Genomic DNA, 14,321 nt, shown 5'->3' on the forward strand with positions numbered 1-14,321 from the left:
ATGCGGTGATCGCCGTGACCTTAATGCTGGCAGGCGGCCTGGTATGGCTGGAAAAGCGCCCGCATCTGGCGCTCGATACCTTACTGGGAATTATGGCGCATAGCGCATTGTCGCTGGGTCTGGTGGTAGTAAGCCTGATGTCGAATATTCGCGTCGACCTGATGGCCTATCTGTTTGGCGATTTACTGGCGGTGACACCGGCAGATTTGATCTCTATCGCCATTGGCGTGGTGATTGTGCTGGCCATCCTGCTCTGGCAGTGGCGCAATCTGCTGTCGATGACCATCAGCCCCGATCTCGCCTTTGTCGATGGCGTGAAGCTACAGCGGGTCAAACTGCTGCTGATGCTGGTCACCGCGCTGACCATTGGCGTCGCCATGAAGTTCGTCGGCGCATTGATTATTACCTCACTGCTGATCATTCCTGCCGCTACGGCGCGCCGCTTTGCCCGTACGCCTGAGCAGATGGCTGCGACAGCCGTTGGGGTGGGGATTCTGGCAGTCACTGGCGGACTGACCTTCTCCGCGTTTTACGACACCCCGGCTGGCCCGTCCGTGGTGCTGTGCGCCGCACTGCTGTTTATCTTCAGTATGATGAAAAAATCCGCAGCCTGAGTCGTCCCCCTCTTCCCCGGTCATGACGGGTCGACCGGGGTCGTCATCTCTGCCCGGTCTGGACGCGGCGCCAGCTCGCCTGCCGGGAGCCAGGTTATGGCATTTCCGGCGGCGTGATGCCGAAGTGATTCCAGGCGCGCACCGTCGCCATGCGCCCTCGTGGAGTTCGCTGCAAAAAGCCTTGCTGGATCAGATACGGTTCCAGAACATCCTCGATAGTTTCCCGCTCTTCGCCAATCGCCGCCGCCAGATTATCCAGGCCGACGGGGCCGCCGAAGAATTTATCAATGACCGCAAGCAGCAGTTTGCGATCCATATAGTCGAACCCTTCCGCATCAACATTCAGCATGTCCAGCGCCTGAGCAGCAATCTCCAGCGAAATGGTGCCATCATGGCGCACCTCGGAAAAGTCACGAACCCGTCGCAGCAGGCGGTTGGCGATTCGCGGCGTACCGCGCGCGCGCCGGGCCACCTCCAGCGCACCTTCGTCGCTCATTTCCAGTCCCATGTAGCGAGCGCTGCGGCTGACGATATTCTGCAGGTCAGCAACCTGATAAAATTCCAGCCGCTGTACGATGCCGAAGCGGTCACGCAGCGGCGAGGTTAACGACCCCGCCCGCGTCGTGGCGCCAATCAGGGTAAACGGCGGCAGATCGATTTTGATCGACCGCGCCGCCGGCCCTTCGCCGATCATAATATCCAGTTGATAGTCTTCCATCGCCGGATACAGCACCTCCTCCACGACCGGTGAAAGGCGGTGTATTTCATCAATGAACAGCACGTCGTGGGGTTCAAGATTGGTGAGCATGGCGGCCAGGTCGCCCGCCTTTTCGAGCACCGGACCGGAGGTGGTTCGCAGGTTGACGCCCATCTCATTGGCAACGATATTTGCCAGCGTCGTCTTTCCCAACCCCGGAGGACCAAAGATCAGCAGGTGATCGAGCGCGTCCCCGCGCAGCTTTGCCGCCTGGATAAAAATCTCCATTTGCGAACGCACCTGCGGTTGACCGACATACTCTGCCAGCAATTTCGGGCGGATTGCGCGGTCGGCCGTCTCTTCAAACCCGGCGCTGTCTGCCGATACCAGCCTGTCTGCTTCAATCATCCCTTACCTCACAACGCGGCGCGGAGCGCTTCGCGAATTAGCATTTCACTGTTGGCATCCGGGCGCGCGATTTTACTCACCATCCGACTGGCCTCCTGAGGTTTATAGCCCAGCGCCACCAGCGCAGCAACCGCTTCCTGCTCAGCATCATCATCAGACGGGCCAACAGGTGACGTCAGCACCAGATCCGCCGCCGGCGTAAACAGATCGCCGTGCAGACCTTTAAACCGGTCTTTCATTTCCACGATCAGACGCTCTGCGGTTTTCTTACCGATCCCCGGCAGTTTCACCAGGGCAGCCAGCTCCTCACGCTCTACGGCGTGAACAAACTGCTGTGCCGACATACCGGAGAGAATCGCCAACGCCAGCTTTGGTCCGACGCCGTTGGTTTTAATCAGCTCTTTGAACAGCGTGCGCTCCTGCTTGTTATTAAAACCATAGAGCAGTTGCGCATCTTCGCGAACGACAAAATGGGTAAAAACGATGGCCTCATTACCCACATCCGGCAGTTCATAAAAACAGGTCATTGGCAAATGCACTTCATAGCCCACGCCTCCCGTTTCCAGTAATACAAGCGGGGGTTGTTTTTCGAGAACGATGCCTCTGAGTCTGCCTATCACATGGAGCTCCTGCGTTAAGGGCTAAAGTATCTGCGGTATCATAAAAAAAGGCTGGATGAATATCCAGCCTGATTTGAGGTTATCGTAAGCGCCCACGCGCCAGGTTGAGCCGCGTCTCGCTGATCTGAGCCGCATTCTGACTGACGTGGCAATGGGTAATAGCGATAGCCAGCGCATCCGCCGCGTCCGCCTGGGGGTTGGCGGGAAGTTTAAGCAGCGTGCGCACCATGTGCTGCACCTGGCTTTTTTCCGCGCTGCCGATGCCGACCACGGTTTGCTTCACCTGCCTCGCGGCGTACTCAAAGACCGGAAGGTCCTGATTCGTCGCCGCGACAATCGCCACGCCGCGCGCCTGCCCCAGCTTCAGTGCTGAGTCGGCGTTTTTCGCCATAAACACCTGCTCAATGGCGAAATAGTCCGGCTGAAACTGGGTGATAATTTCCGTCACACCCGCGTAAATCAGCTTCAGACGTGACGGTAAATCGTCGGCTTTGGTTCGGATACAGCCGCTGCCAAGGTAGCTCAGCTGCCGCCCGACTTGCCGAATCACGCCATAACCGGTAATGCGTGACCCCGGGTCAATACCGAGAATAATTGCCATCACGCACCTCCGTTTAACGCAAAAGAACGCCCTGAAGATTTCAGCTCACCGGCGCGTCGTGCAGAACATCCCCGGGCGCGGAGAGCAACCACGCGGCCGGAGAGAACCCACGCCTCCGCAAGCTGAAAAATAACGGGGATCACAGCGTTGCCGCGACCTCATCAGAGATCTCGCCGTTATGATACACTTCCTGCACGTCGTCACAGTCTTCCAGCATATCGATCAGACGCAGCAGCTTAGGCGCAGTTTCCGCATCCATATCCGCTTTGGTCGACGGAATCATCGATACTTCGGCCGCATCAGCCTTCAGGCCAGCCGCTTCCAGCGCATCACGCACCGCGCCCATCTCTTCCCACGCGGTGTACACGTCAATCGCGCCATCGTCATAGGTCACGACGTCTTCCGCACCGGCTTCCAGCGCGGCTTCCATGATGACATCTTCGTCACCCGCTTCAAAAGAGATCACCCCTTTTTTGCTGAACAGATAGGCCACGGAACCATCGGTACCGAGGTTGCCGCCGGTTTTACTGAAAGCGTGACGCACTTCGGCAACGGTACGGTTGCGGTTGTCACTCAGACATTCAACCATGACCGCGGTGCCGCCTGGGCCATAACCTTCATAAATGATGGTTTCCATGTTCGCGTCTTCGTCGCCGCCTACGCCACGAGCGATAGCACGGTTCAGCGTATCGCGGGTCATGTTGTTGGACAGCGCTTTATCCACTGCCGCACGCAAACGCGGGTTGGAAGCGACATCGCCGCCGCCCAGGCGCGCTGCGGTAACCAGCTCACGAATGATTTTAGTAAAGATCTTACCGCGCTTAGCATCCTGTGCCGCTTTACGGTGTTTGGTGTTGGCCCATTTACTATGACCTGCCATAAAAAACTCTCCAAAAATGCCTGCTTCCCGCAGCCTTTCGACCTGCAAATGGCCGGGAAGATTAGTCGGCGTTAATTACAAATTCTTCAATCGCCTGCCGGTTACTCCACGACTTGGTCAAGGCGGCGGCCTCTGCCGCATCGACCCAGCGGTAATCCAGATGTTCCGTGAAGACAATCTGGCGCTCATGAGGGAGCGCAAGACAGAACCAAAACTCCGTATTGCGCTCAACGCCCGGCGCGTAGCGATGACGTAAATGAGAAAATATCTCGAAATCCACCGTGCGCTGACAGTCCATTAAGGTCAGTTGCTCATGAGCAACATCAATCGCGACCTCTTCCTTTACTTCACGCACGGCGGCTTGCGCTGCGCTCTCGCCCGCTTCCAGGCTGCCGGTTACCGACTGCCAGAAGGCGGGATCGTCGCGTCGCTGCAACATCAGCACCCGCTTCGTATCTTCGGCATAAATGACCACCAGAACGGAAACGGGAAGCTTGAATGACATCTTACTTATTCTCCAGAGACTCTTTTGTCTCTTTCGCCACAACCTGGATACCTAACTCACCCAGCGAAGCCGGGTTAGCAAAGCTCGGCGCTTCGGTCATCAGACAGGCCGCTGCGGTCGTTTTCGGGAAAGCAATAACGTCACGGATATTATCGGTACCGGTCAGCAGCATGGTCAGACGGTCGAGACCAAACGCCAGACCTGCGTGCGGCGGCGTACCGTATTTCAGCGCGTCCAGCAGGAAGCCGAATTTTTCACGCTGTTCCTGTTCGTTGATGCCCAAAATACCGAAGACGGTCTGTTGCATGTCGCCATTGTGGATACGCACGGAACCGCCGCCCACTTCGTAGCCGTTGATCACCATATCGTAGGCGTTCGCAATCGCCGTTTCCGGCGCGGTCTTCAGTTCATCCGCGGTCATGTCTTTCGGCGAAGTAAACGGATGGTGCATCGCGGTCAGGCCGCCTTCACCATCATCTTCAAACATCGGGAAGTCGATAACCCACAGCGGCGCCCATTTGGTTTCGTCGGTCAGACTCAGGTCTTTACCCAGCTTCAGGCGCAGCGCACCCAGCGCATCGGCAACCACTTTCTTGTTATCCGCGCCGAAGAAAATCATGTCACCATCCTGAGCGCCGGTGCGCGCAAGAATCGCTTCCACAATCTCTGCATCGAGGAATTTCGCTACCGGGCTGTTGATGCCTTCAAGACCTTTTGCACGCTCGTTGACTTTCATATACGCCAGGCCTTTGGCGCCATAGATCTGGACGAACTTGCCATACTCATCAATTTGTTTCCGGGTCAGCGCCGCGCCGCCCGGCACGCGTAACGCAGCGACGCGCCCTTTGGCATCATTGGCCGGGCCGGAGAAGACAGCAAACTCGACGGCCTTCACCAGGTCGGCAATATCGACCAGCTCCATCGGGTTACGCAGATCCGGCTTATCAGAACCGTAGCGGCGCTCAGCTTCCGCAAAGGTCATCACCGGGAAAGCACCCAGGTCAACGCCTTTCACGTCCAGCCACAGCTTGTGAACCAGATTTTCCATCACTTCCCGCACCTGCGGCGCGGTCATAAAGGAGGTTTCGACATCGATCTGGGTGAATTCCGGCTGGCGGTCCGCACGCAGGTCTTCGTCACGAAAGCATTTAACTATCTGATAGTAACGGTCAAAGCCGGACATCATCAGCAGCTGTTTAAACAACTGAGGAGACTGCGGCAGGGCGTAGAATTTGCCTTTGTGAACGCGGCTTGGAACCAGATAGTCGCGCGCGCCTTCCGGGGTAGCTTTGGTCAGCATCGGGGTTTCGATATCGAGGAAACCGTGATCGTCCATAAAGCGGCGCACGAAGCTGGTGATTTTCGCACGGGTTTTCAGACGCTGAGCCATTTCCGGACGACGCAGGTCCAGGTAACGGTATTTCAGTCGCGCTTCTTCGGTGTTGACGTGATTGGAGTCAAGCGGCAGTGCTTCTGCGCGGTTGATGATCGTCAGCGAAGAAGCCAGCACTTCGATGTCGCCAGTGGCCATCTCGCTGTTGACGTTTTTTTCGTCACGCGCACGCACAGTACCGGTGATTTGGATGCAAAACTCATTGCGCAGTTCGGAAGCCAGCTTTAACGCCTCCGCACGATCCGGATCGAAAAACACCTGCACGATGCCTTCGCGGTCACGCATATCAATGAAGATAAGGCTACCAAGATCACGACGACGGTTGACCCAACCACACAGAGTCACCTGCTGCCCCACGTGGGACAGACGTAGCTGTCCGCAATATTCTGTACGCATGAGATATCCCTTAACATAGCCGCAGGCGGATTGTTGCCTGCCTCGCAGGCGACGGAGTCGCAGCTTTAGCTGAATGTCACAACTGAATGAAAAAAGGCGGTCATTATAATAGAATTTCCGCCGCACGATAAGCCCGACGCAGTTTGTACGTTGCTTTGCTGTACGCTTATTGCCTGTGCTCACAAAAATTAACAAAAATTGTTGCCCATGAGCCGGATCGACGACGGTATTGTAACGGCCAAACTACAGAAGAAGATACGGGGATACCATGTCAGAACTCAATGCGAAAAAAACAGCGCTCGTTGTCATCGATCTGCAAGAGGGAATTTTGCCCTTCGCCGGCGGACCGCATCGTGCCGATGACGTGGTAACGCGCGCAGCCCGGCTGGCCGAAAAGTGCCGCCAGCAAGGCTCGCCGGTCATCATGGTCCGCGTAGGCTGGTCCGCTGATTTCGCCGAAGCGCTAAAGCAGCCGGTTGATGCTCAGACCGGCGCACATACATTGCCGGGAAACTGGTGGAACTGGCCAGCAGCATTAGGCAAGCGCGAGAGTGATATCGAGGTCACTAAACGCCAGTGGGGGGCCTTCTATGGTACCGACCTCGAACTGCAGCTACGCCGTCGCGGTATTGATACTATTATTCTCTGCGGCATCTCCACCAACATCGGTGTTGAGTCCACCGCGCGAAATGCCTGGGAGCTGGGCTTCAACCTGGTTATCGTCGAAGACGCCTGCAGCGCCGCCTCAACCGAGCAGCACCGGGGCAGCATGACACATATTTTCCCGCGCATCGCCCGCGTGCGCAGTACCGAGGACGTTCTTGCCGCCTTATGATTTATATCGGGCTCCCGCAATGGTCGCACCCGAAGTGGATGCGTCTGGGCATCACCAGTCTTGAAGACTATGCTCGCCACTTTAACTGTGTGGAGGGCAATACGACCCTTTACGCCCTGCCGAAGGCGGAGATAGTCAGCCGTTGGTATGAGCAAACCCACGATAATTTTCGCTTCTGCTTTAAATTTCCGGCCACCATTTCGCATCAGGCCGCCCTGCGCCATTGCGACGATTTAAGCCACGAGTTTTTTACTCGTCTGGCGCCGCTGGAAACGCGTATTGGCCAGTACTGGCTGCAACTGCCCGCCACCTTTGGCCCCGGCGATCTCCCCGCCCTGTGGCAGTTTCTCGATGCCCTGCCGACACATTTCACCTATGGCGTCGAAGTGCGGCATCCGCAGTTTTTCGCCAAAGGGGACGCCGAAAAGGCGCTCAATCGCGGGCTGCATCAACGTAATGTGAATCGAACCATCCTCGACAGTCGCCCGGTGCATAGCGCTGTCGCGCGAAATCCAGCCATGATCGACGCCCAACGTAAAAAGCCCAAACTCCCGGTTCATGCCGTGGTCACAGCGGGCAATCCGCTGGTGCGCTTTATCGGCAGCGACGACATGGCCCACAATCACCGGCTGTTTGATATCTGGCTGCAGACTTTAGCGAAATGGAGTCAGTCCACAACACCTTATTTATTTCTCCACACCCCTGACATCGCGCAGGCCCCGGAGCTGGTCAGCACGCTTTGGGAAGATTTACGCCGGGTGATGCCAGAGGTCGGGGCCGCACCGTCAATTCCCCAGCAAACCGCGCTTTTCTGATATCCTGCTATGCTAAGCGGAGCCATCTGAAAGAGTGAAAGGGAGTTTTTTGTATGGTCAGCGCGCTGTACGCGGTATTGGGTGCGTTATTACTTATTAAGTTTTCTTTTGATGTTGTCCGTCTGCGCACGCAATACCACGTCGGGTATGGTGACGGAGGGTTTAGCGAACTGCAGGTTGCTATCCGCGTGCACGGCAATGCCGTAGAGTATGTGCCCATTGGCATCATTCTGCTGCTGTTTATGGAGATGAATGGCGCGCAGAACTGGATGGTGCATGTCTGCGGTATTTTGCTGATTGCCGGACGATTGATGCACTCTTACGGTTTTCACCACCGGCTATTCAGCTGGCGTCGTTCCGGAATGAGCGCCACCTGGTGTGCCCTGTTGCTGATGGTGCTCGCGAATCTGTGGTATATGCCCTGGGAGTTGGTTTTCTCCTTACATTAGCGCACAATACGCCGTTTTCGTTTTTTCGGGTTTAACGTTATGTCTCACCGCGATACGCTTTTTTCCGCGCCGATTGCCAGCCTCGGCGACTGGACCTTTGATGAACGGGTTGCTGAAGTCTTCCCGGATATGATCCAGCGCTCCGTGCCCGGCTATTCCAATATCATTTCTATGATCGGCATGCTGGCTGAACGCTTCGTTCAGCCCGACACCCAGGTTTATGACCTCGGCTGCTCGCTTGGAGCGGCAACGCTCTCTATCCGGCGTAACATTGCCCACCCTGGCTGCAAAATTGTGGCGGTGGATAACTCTTCAGCTATGGTCGAACGCTGTCGTCGCCATATCGATGCCTACAAAGCGCCGACGCCCGTCGAGGTTGTGGAAGGCGATATTCGTGATATCACCATCGACAACGCCTCCATGGTGGTGCTGAACTTCACCATTCAGTTTCTTGCCCCCGATGAACGCCAGGCCATTCTGGATAAGGTTTACCAGGGACTGAATCCCGGAGGCGCATTGGTGCTGTCCGAAAAATTCAGTTTTGAAGATGCTCATGTTGGCGAGCTGCTGTTCAACATGCATCACGACTTTAAGCGCGCCAATGGCTACAGCGAGCTGGAAATCAGCCAGAAGCGCAGCATGCTGGAAAACGTCATGCTGACCGATTCGGTCGAAACCCACAAAGCCCGCCTGTGTAAAGCCGGTTTTGAACATGCCGAATTGTGGTTCCAGTGCTTTAACTTTGGTTCACTGGTGGCGGTGAAATCAGAGGAAAAAGCATGATCGATTTCAATCATTTTTATCAACGTATCGCTCTCAGCCCGCTATCCCACTGGCTGGAGACACTCCCCGCTCAGATAGCGGCCTGGCAACGGGAAGCGCTGCACGGCAAATTCCGCGAGTGGCAGCGGGCCGTGGAGTTTCTGCCCGAGCTTGCCCCGTATCGCCTGGACCTGCTGCATAGCGTCACCGCCGAAAGCGAAACGCCGCTAAGCGAAGGCCAGCGGCTGCGCGTAGAGAACCTGCTTAAAAACCTGATGCCCTGGCGCAAAGGGCCATACTCGCTTTACGGCATCAATATTGATACCGAATGGCGCTCTGACTGGAAATGGGAACGCGTGTTGCCGCACCTCTCCGACCTGACCGGGCGCACAATCCTCGACGTTGGTTGCGGCAGCGGATATCACATGTGGCGCATGATCGGTGCCGGCGCGCATCTGGCGGTCGGGATTGACCCGACGCAGCTGTTTTTATGCCAGTTTGAAGCCGTGCGTAAGCTGCTGGGTAACGATCGGCGCGCCCAACTGCTGCCGTTAGGCATTGAGCAGCTTCCGGCGCTGCACGCCTTCGATACCGTCTTTTCGATGGGCGTGCTGTACCACCGCCGCTCGCCGCTCGACCATTTATGGCAGCTCAAAGATCAACTGGTCGACGGTGGTGAACTGGTGCTGGAGACGCTGGTTGTCGAAGGGAATGAGAATACCGTGCTGGTACCGGGCGACCGCTATGCGCAGATGCGCAACGTCTACTTTATTCCGTCGGCCACGGCGTTGAAAATGTGGCTGGAGAAGTGCGGGTTTGTCGATGTGCGGATTGTCGATGTCTGCGCCACCACCACTGAAGAGCAGCGCCGTACCGAATGGATGATTACAGAGTCACTGGCTGACTTCCTCGACCCCGATGACAGCTGTAAAACACTTGAAGGTTACCCGGCGCCAGTGCGCGCGGTGATTATTGCCAACAAACCCGAAACCCAGCAGTCGCTGGCGAAAAAGTCAGCCGATCGCAAATAAAGATCAAAAAAAGACCCCTGTTGAAATGGCAGGGGCCTGGTACGGGCAATCATCATATTGGGCGACATGATGTGCAGCAAAAAACGGTTTAACTTCTCTGCGCAGAAATAATTTGCTTCATTTCTGCCACCGCTACGCCATTAACGGCATAGCGCGAATATTCATCTACGTCAGCATCGGCGGACATTGACAATCCGGAATGCCGAAAGCGCATTGGTGATGGCACCCAGTGTCCGGCCGAGCTGTGTACCTCTTTTACGCCTGCCTGAAGAAACTTCGCCAGGTTGGCCGCTCGAACACCTGCACCAGCCATAATGGTTGGAGTATCCCCCAGGGCAATAAGTTCCGTAATTAATGAAAGACCTTTTTCAGCGCTGGCCTGCTGACCCGATGTCAGGATACGAGCCACGCCGACATCGGCCAGCGTACGATAAGCCTGATACGGGTCCACACACATATCATAAGCCCGATGGAACGTGACCGCCAGTGAACCCGCCGCCGCCATGATTTTTTGCATGCGTGCGGTATCGACCCGCCCATCGACGTCCAGCACACCGATGACTACGCCGGGAAAACCCAGTTCCCTGACCGTCACCACATCGTCAAGTATCGCCGCAAACTCGCTCCCGGTGTAACAAAAATCACCGCCGCGCGGGCGAATAATCGGATGCACCGGAATGGTGACCGTTTCGCGTACTGTTTTCAACACGCCCAGCGACGGGGTTAATCCCCCTTCATGCGGCGCGGCGCAAAGTTCAATGCGATCGGCGCCACAGCGCTGCGCCTCTTGCGCACAGGCCATGCTATAACAGCAGACTTCCAGTAGCGTCATTTCCTTCTCCTTTACGCTGCGGGCAACACAGCATGTCATGATTTATCCGTTCAAAAACCGCGTCGCTTCACACTGTTACGCATCAGATTGTTCGCTGGCGACAATTTGCTCAATTGACCACGGGTGAAATTTAATTGTGACGCTGCCGTCCGTCACCGCCAGGGTCGGGTTTGGCAGGCGTTCGCACGCTCCTTTCGGCGAGCTGGTTTTGACAAAAATCCCTGGCTGACTCAATCCCTCATCAGAAAACAGCGCCAGCGCGCGAGCATTGAGCGCATCTGGCTCGCCCGGCAGCACGATTTCAACATGCTCCCACCCTTCATGCGGATAGCGTTTTTCACCCGGCCACGGCAGCTCAACTACACTGAAACGCCAGTGGGCAACCGAAAACGGTTCATCCAGTTTAAACAGGCAGATAGGCCGACCGTTGATCGTATTTTCCGACAGCAGCGTACCGCACTGTTCAAAACCGCGACGCCAGCGCTCCGCCGTGGCGTTTTGGTGACAGCGCAGGGAAATATGGTCGGCATCCAGCGGGGCGATATCCAGCCCAAGTCGGTTCGCCAGCCCGCTTAACGCCTCAGTGAAACGCGGCAGATCCGCGGAAATATCGTCAAGTTCATCAATTTGCTGCCAGTTTGCCATACTGCACCTCAATGCACGTCAAAGGGGGGTAATTTATCGTGTTTCCCGACGATGACCAACCGGGAATCTTCTGCAAGGCTCGCCGAGTGGCGATTGATTAAGCGTGCCGCCCGGCAACGCGCGCGCGGTGCTGACGCATGGGCGCAAATGCAGTATACTCCTGCCCTAATTTATCCACATTCCGGCGCCGCCCCGCAGGGGTTATAGCGCCTTAAACGTAAGGTATTTCGGTGAATATTCAGGCTCTTCTCTCAGAAAAAGTCAGCCAGGCCCTGATCGCGGCAGGTGCGCCTGTCGGTTGCGAACCTCAGGTCCGCCAGTCAGCAAAAATCCAGTTCGGCGACTATCAGGCCAACGGCGTGATGGCGGTAGCGAAAAAACTGGGTATGGCGCCGCGACAACTCGCAGAGCAGGTACTGTCTCATCTCGACCTGAACGGGATTGCCAACAAGGTTGAAATCGCCGGACCCGGCTTTATCAATATTTTCCTCGATCCGGCCTTTTTAGCGGAAAATGTGAACAGCGCGCTGGCATCAGAGCGTCTGGGCGTCGCCCGGCCGCAGGCACAAACTGTCGTCGTCGACTACTCCGCGCCAAACGTCGCCAAAGAGATGCATGTCGGCCATCTGCGTTCAACCATCATCGGTGACGCCGCCGTCCGCACACTTGAGTTCCTCGGTCATAAGGTGATCCGCGCGAACCACGTTGGCGACTGGGGCACCCAGTTCGGTATGCTGATCGCCTGGCTGGAAAAGCAGCAGCAGGAAAACGCCGGTGAAATGGCGCTGTCCGACCTCGAAGGCTTCTACCGCGATGCGAAAAAGCATTATGACGAAGATGAAGTTTTTGCCGAACGCGCCCGTAACTACGTGGTAAAACTCCAGGGTGGCGACGCTTACTTCCTGGAAATGTGGCGCAAGCTGGTTGACATCACCATGACCCAAAACCAGATTACCTACGATCGTCTGAACGTCACCCTGACCCGCGATGACGTAATGGGTGAAAGCCTCTACAACCCGATGCTGCCGGGTATTGTTGCCGATCTGAAAGCAAAAGGTCTGGCGACCGAGAGTGAAGGCGCGACCGTGGTATTCCTTGATGAATACAAAAACAAGGAAGGCGAACCGATGGGTGTCATCATCCAGAAAAAGGATGGCGGCTACCTCTACACCACAACCGATATTGCCTGCGCGAAGTATCGTTACGAAACGCTGCGCGCTGACCGCGTGCTTTACTACATCGACTCCCGCCAGCACCAGCACCTGATGCAAGCGTGGACTATCGTGCGTAAAGCAGGCTACGTACCGGAATCCGTGCCACTGGAACATCATATGTTCGGCATGATGCTGGGCAAAGATGGTAAGCCGTTCAAAACTCGCGCCGGCGGTACGGTGAAGCTAGCGGATCTGCTGGATGAAGCGCTGGAACGTGCGCGCCGCCTGGTGACCGAAAAGAATCCGGACATGCCTGCCGATGAGCTGGAACAGCTGGCAAATGTGGTCGGTATTGGCGCAGTGAAGTATGCCGATTTGTCCAAAAACCGTACCACCGACTACGTGTTTGACTGGGATAACATGCTGGCGTTCGAAGGCAATACTGCGCCGTATATGCAGTATGCCTATACCCGCGTGCTGTCCGTGTTCCGTAAAGCGGATATCGACGAAAACGTACTGGCGGCAGCGCCGATTATCCTCACCGAGGATCGCGAAACCCAGCTGGCCGCGCGCCTGTTGCAGTTCGAAGAGACGCTCACCGTTGTGGCCCGCGAAGGGACACCGCACGTTATGTGTGCCTATCTCTACGATCTGGCCGGTCTGTTCTCCGGTTTCTACGAACACTGCCCGATTATCACCGCCGAGAGCGAAACCGCACGCAACAGCCGTCTGAAACTGGCGCAGCTGACGGCCAGAACCCTGAAGCAGGGTCTGGATACGCTGGGTATTGAAACCGTCGAGCGTATGTAAGTCAGGCGGGTGATTTTGTAACCCCGGCAGGCCCCATGCCGCCGGGGAAATGCCTGATGGCGCTACGCTTATCAGTCCGACAAGGGTTACAGGGGTGACAAGGGCCCGAGAATCCTGTCTTAGAAGTATTTGCGCAAATACGCCGCCAGACACCGGCTCGCCATCGCCTGACCATCGGGCATCGAGGTCTGCGGGATTTCACGATAAAAGTCGAGATTCCCGGCTATCCCGATACCAAACGAGGTCTGCGACAACTCGCCTTCCGGGAGAGATTTCTCACCACCCACGCGAATCGCCTTCTCCGCCACCTCGGCATACTCCACCACAACCTGGTGTTTACGCACCGCTTTCAGAATGCCATAGGCAAATCCGGCAAGGATCGACGCTTCCAGGCTCAAGTACGGATCGTCCAACTGCGTATGCCACAGACCGCTGTCATCCTGACCTTTTGCCAGCGCGGCAATTTGCGCGTTCAGCGCCTGGATAAAATGGCGCCTGACAGCACCGTGCTCCGATAAATCAAACTACGCAAGGAAATCGCGTTGTCCTTACCAAGCTCGGTCAGCAGAATACCCGGCAGGAATGACGCCATAATGGCCGACATCTGCGCCATCGAATACACGCACGGAAGAATTTGGTTTTTGTTTAAAATCATCGGTCATTCCGGTACCCGCGTTTCATACGGCACCAGAATCATGATGTAGACGATAGCGAACAGGAGATAGCTGCGCAGGTAATACCACAATTCCATATCAGCAACCCCTATGCTCGTCGTGGCAAAAATGCAAAGCGTCGACGGACACGCATTACCTCTTTATAAAACAGGATTTCCTTTATAGAAAAACACATAGCCAACGCTAAAATTAAGCCGGCA

The 14,321-nt window shown here is 56.1% G+C and carries 15 protein-coding genes and 2 pseudogenes; 7 read left to right on the forward strand and 10 right to left on the reverse strand.

The window, feature by feature from the left end:
• The coding region (gene znuB / locus ACZAHD_RS11570; RefSeq protein ID WP_462456898.1) for a zinc ABC transporter permease subunit ZnuB at positions 1-614 on the forward strand (614 nt) is incomplete at its 5' end.
• Between the two features lie 94 nt (positions 615-708).
• On the opposite strand, the gene ruvB is transcribed toward znuB, so the two are convergent.
• The 6 genes from ruvB to aspS all read right to left on the reverse strand — a co-directional run bounded on the left by ruvB (position 709) and on the right by aspS (position 6,114).
• Complete coding sequence (gene ruvB, locus ACZAHD_RS11575; RefSeq protein ID WP_462456899.1) at positions 709-1,719, reverse strand: Holliday junction branch migration DNA helicase RuvB; 1,011 nt, start codon at positions 1,717-1,719, stop codon at positions 709-711.
• An 8-nt stretch (positions 1,720-1,727) separates the two neighbouring features.
• Positions 1,728-2,339 carry a Holliday junction branch migration protein RuvA gene (ruvA, locus tag ACZAHD_RS11580; protein ID WP_462456900.1) on the reverse strand — a complete coding sequence of 204 codons (612 nt, stop codon included), beginning with the start codon at positions 2,337-2,339 and terminating at the stop codon, positions 1,728-1,730.
• A 79-nt stretch (positions 2,340-2,418) separates the two neighbouring features.
• Positions 2,419-2,940 carry a crossover junction endodeoxyribonuclease RuvC gene (ruvC, locus tag ACZAHD_RS11585; protein WP_462456901.1) on the reverse strand — a complete coding sequence of 174 codons (522 nt, stop codon included), beginning with the start codon at positions 2,938-2,940 and terminating at the stop codon, positions 2,419-2,421.
• Between the two features lie 139 nt (positions 2,941-3,079).
• Positions 3,080-3,820, reverse strand: a complete 741-nt coding sequence (locus ACZAHD_RS11590; protein ID WP_032687322.1) for a YebC/PmpR family DNA-binding transcriptional regulator — start codon at positions 3,818-3,820, stop codon at positions 3,080-3,082.
• A gap of 61 nt (positions 3,821-3,881) precedes the next feature.
• Complete coding sequence (gene nudB, locus ACZAHD_RS11595; protein WP_462456902.1) at positions 3,882-4,325, reverse strand: dihydroneopterin triphosphate diphosphatase; 444 nt, start codon at positions 4,323-4,325, stop codon at positions 3,882-3,884.
• Between the two features lies 1 nt (position 4,326).
• Entirely contained in the window at positions 4,327-6,114 is a 1,788-nt protein-coding gene (gene aspS / locus ACZAHD_RS11600; protein WP_462456903.1) for an aspartate--tRNA ligase, read from the reverse strand.
• A 268-nt stretch (positions 6,115-6,382) separates the two neighbouring features.
• Here aspS and ACZAHD_RS11605 point away from each other — a divergent pair, with 268 nt between their 5' ends.
• The 5 genes from ACZAHD_RS11605 to cmoB are packed head-to-tail and all read left to right on the forward strand — an operon-like array spanning position 6,383 to position 10,006.
• The gene (locus ACZAHD_RS11605; protein ID WP_462456904.1) at positions 6,383-6,949 is read left to right on the forward strand and encodes a hydrolase; all 567 of its coding nucleotides are present in this window, start codon (positions 6,383-6,385) and stop codon (positions 6,947-6,949) included.
• The gene (locus ACZAHD_RS11610; RefSeq protein ID WP_462456905.1) at positions 6,946-7,764 is read left to right on the forward strand and encodes a DUF72 domain-containing protein; all 819 of its coding nucleotides are present in this window, start codon (positions 6,946-6,948) and stop codon (positions 7,762-7,764) included. The genes ACZAHD_RS11605 and ACZAHD_RS11610 overlap by 4 nt, the downstream gene beginning before the upstream one ends.
• Positions 7,765-7,817: 53 nt before the next feature.
• Positions 7,818-8,213 carry an MAPEG family protein gene (locus ACZAHD_RS11615; RefSeq protein ID WP_004864064.1) on the forward strand — a complete coding sequence of 132 codons (396 nt, stop codon included), beginning with the start codon at positions 7,818-7,820 and terminating at the stop codon, positions 8,211-8,213.
• Between the two features lie 39 nt (positions 8,214-8,252).
• The gene (gene cmoA, locus ACZAHD_RS11620) at positions 8,253-8,996 is read left to right on the forward strand and encodes a carboxy-S-adenosyl-L-methionine synthase CmoA (RefSeq protein ID WP_462456906.1); all 744 of its coding nucleotides are present in this window, start codon (positions 8,253-8,255) and stop codon (positions 8,994-8,996) included.
• Positions 8,993-10,006, forward strand: coding sequence for a tRNA 5-methoxyuridine(34)/uridine 5-oxyacetic acid(34) synthase CmoB (gene cmoB / locus ACZAHD_RS11625; protein WP_462456907.1), 1,014 nt, complete (start codon positions 8,993-8,995; stop codon positions 10,004-10,006). The genes cmoA and cmoB overlap by 4 nt, the downstream gene beginning before the upstream one ends.
• An 88-nt stretch (positions 10,007-10,094) precedes the next feature.
• Here the strand turns inward: cmoB and cutC are convergent, their stop codons facing one another.
• Positions 10,095-10,838 carry a copper homeostasis protein CutC gene (cutC, locus tag ACZAHD_RS11630; RefSeq protein ID WP_462456908.1) on the reverse strand — a complete coding sequence of 248 codons (744 nt, stop codon included), beginning with the start codon at positions 10,836-10,838 and terminating at the stop codon, positions 10,095-10,097.
• A 75-nt stretch (positions 10,839-10,913) separates the two neighbouring features.
• Positions 10,914-11,483: a VOC family protein gene (locus tag ACZAHD_RS11635; RefSeq protein ID WP_462456909.1), complete on the reverse strand. Its 570-nt coding sequence runs from the start codon at positions 11,481-11,483 to the stop codon at positions 10,914-10,916.
• A 230-nt stretch (positions 11,484-11,713) separates the two neighbouring features.
• Here ACZAHD_RS11635 and argS point away from each other — a divergent pair, with 230 nt between their 5' ends.
• Positions 11,714-13,447 carry an arginine--tRNA ligase gene (gene argS, locus ACZAHD_RS11640; protein ID WP_462456910.1) on the forward strand — a complete coding sequence of 578 codons (1,734 nt, stop codon included), beginning with the start codon at positions 11,714-11,716 and terminating at the stop codon, positions 13,445-13,447.
• Between the two features lie 119 nt (positions 13,448-13,566).
• Here argS and ACZAHD_RS11645 read toward each other — a convergent pair.
• Positions 13,567-13,968: pseudogene (locus ACZAHD_RS11645) on the reverse strand (glycoside hydrolase family 88 protein); the annotation flags it as partial.
• Positions 13,944-14,207, reverse strand: a pseudogene (locus ACZAHD_RS11650) (MFS transporter); the annotation flags it as partial. The pseudogenes ACZAHD_RS11650 and ACZAHD_RS11645, both read right to left, overlap by 25 nt.
• Between the last annotated feature and the right edge of the window lie 114 nt (positions 14,208-14,321).

Origin of the sequence: Raoultella sp. (assembly GCF_039594335.1) — a bacterium.
Lineage (GTDB): Bacteria > Pseudomonadota > Gammaproteobacteria > Enterobacterales > Enterobacteriaceae > Klebsiella.

Excerpts from the sequence above, each read along its gene's own strand:
- ACZAHD_RS11590 (WP_032687322.1), bottom strand. The coding sequence starts at position 3,820 with ATGGCAGGTCATAGTAAATGGGCCAACACCAAACACCGTAAAGCGGCA.
- ACZAHD_RS11635 (WP_462456909.1), bottom strand. The coding sequence starts at position 11,483 with ATGGCAAACTGGCAGCAAATTGATGAACTTGACGATATTTCCGCGGAT.
- ruvC (WP_462456901.1), bottom strand. The coding sequence starts at position 2,940 with ATGGCAATTATTCTCGGTATTGACCCGGGGTCACGCATTACCGGTTAT.
- cmoA (WP_462456906.1), top strand. The coding sequence starts at position 8,253 with ATGTCTCACCGCGATACGCTTTTTTCCGCGCCGATTGCCAGCCTCGGC.
- cutC (WP_462456908.1), bottom strand. The coding sequence starts at position 10,838 with ATGACGCTACTGGAAGTCTGCTGTTATAGCATGGCCTGTGCGCAAGAG.
- ACZAHD_RS11615 (WP_004864064.1), top strand. The coding sequence starts at position 7,818 with ATGGTCAGCGCGCTGTACGCGGTATTGGGTGCGTTATTACTTATTAAG.
- ACZAHD_RS11605 (WP_462456904.1), top strand. The coding sequence starts at position 6,383 with ATGTCAGAACTCAATGCGAAAAAAACAGCGCTCGTTGTCATCGATCTG.
- ruvB (WP_462456899.1), bottom strand. The coding sequence starts at position 1,719 with ATGATTGAAGCAGACAGGCTGGTATCGGCAGACAGCGCCGGGTTTGAA.
- ACZAHD_RS11610 (WP_462456905.1), top strand. The coding sequence starts at position 6,946 with ATGATTTATATCGGGCTCCCGCAATGGTCGCACCCGAAGTGGATGCGT.
- nudB (WP_462456902.1), bottom strand. The coding sequence starts at position 4,325 with ATGTCATTCAAGCTTCCCGTTTCCGTTCTGGTGGTCATTTATGCCGAA.
- aspS (WP_462456903.1), bottom strand. The coding sequence starts at position 6,114 with ATGCGTACAGAATATTGCGGACAGCTACGTCTGTCCCACGTGGGGCAG.
- cmoB (WP_462456907.1), top strand. The coding sequence starts at position 8,993 with ATGATCGATTTCAATCATTTTTATCAACGTATCGCTCTCAGCCCGCTA.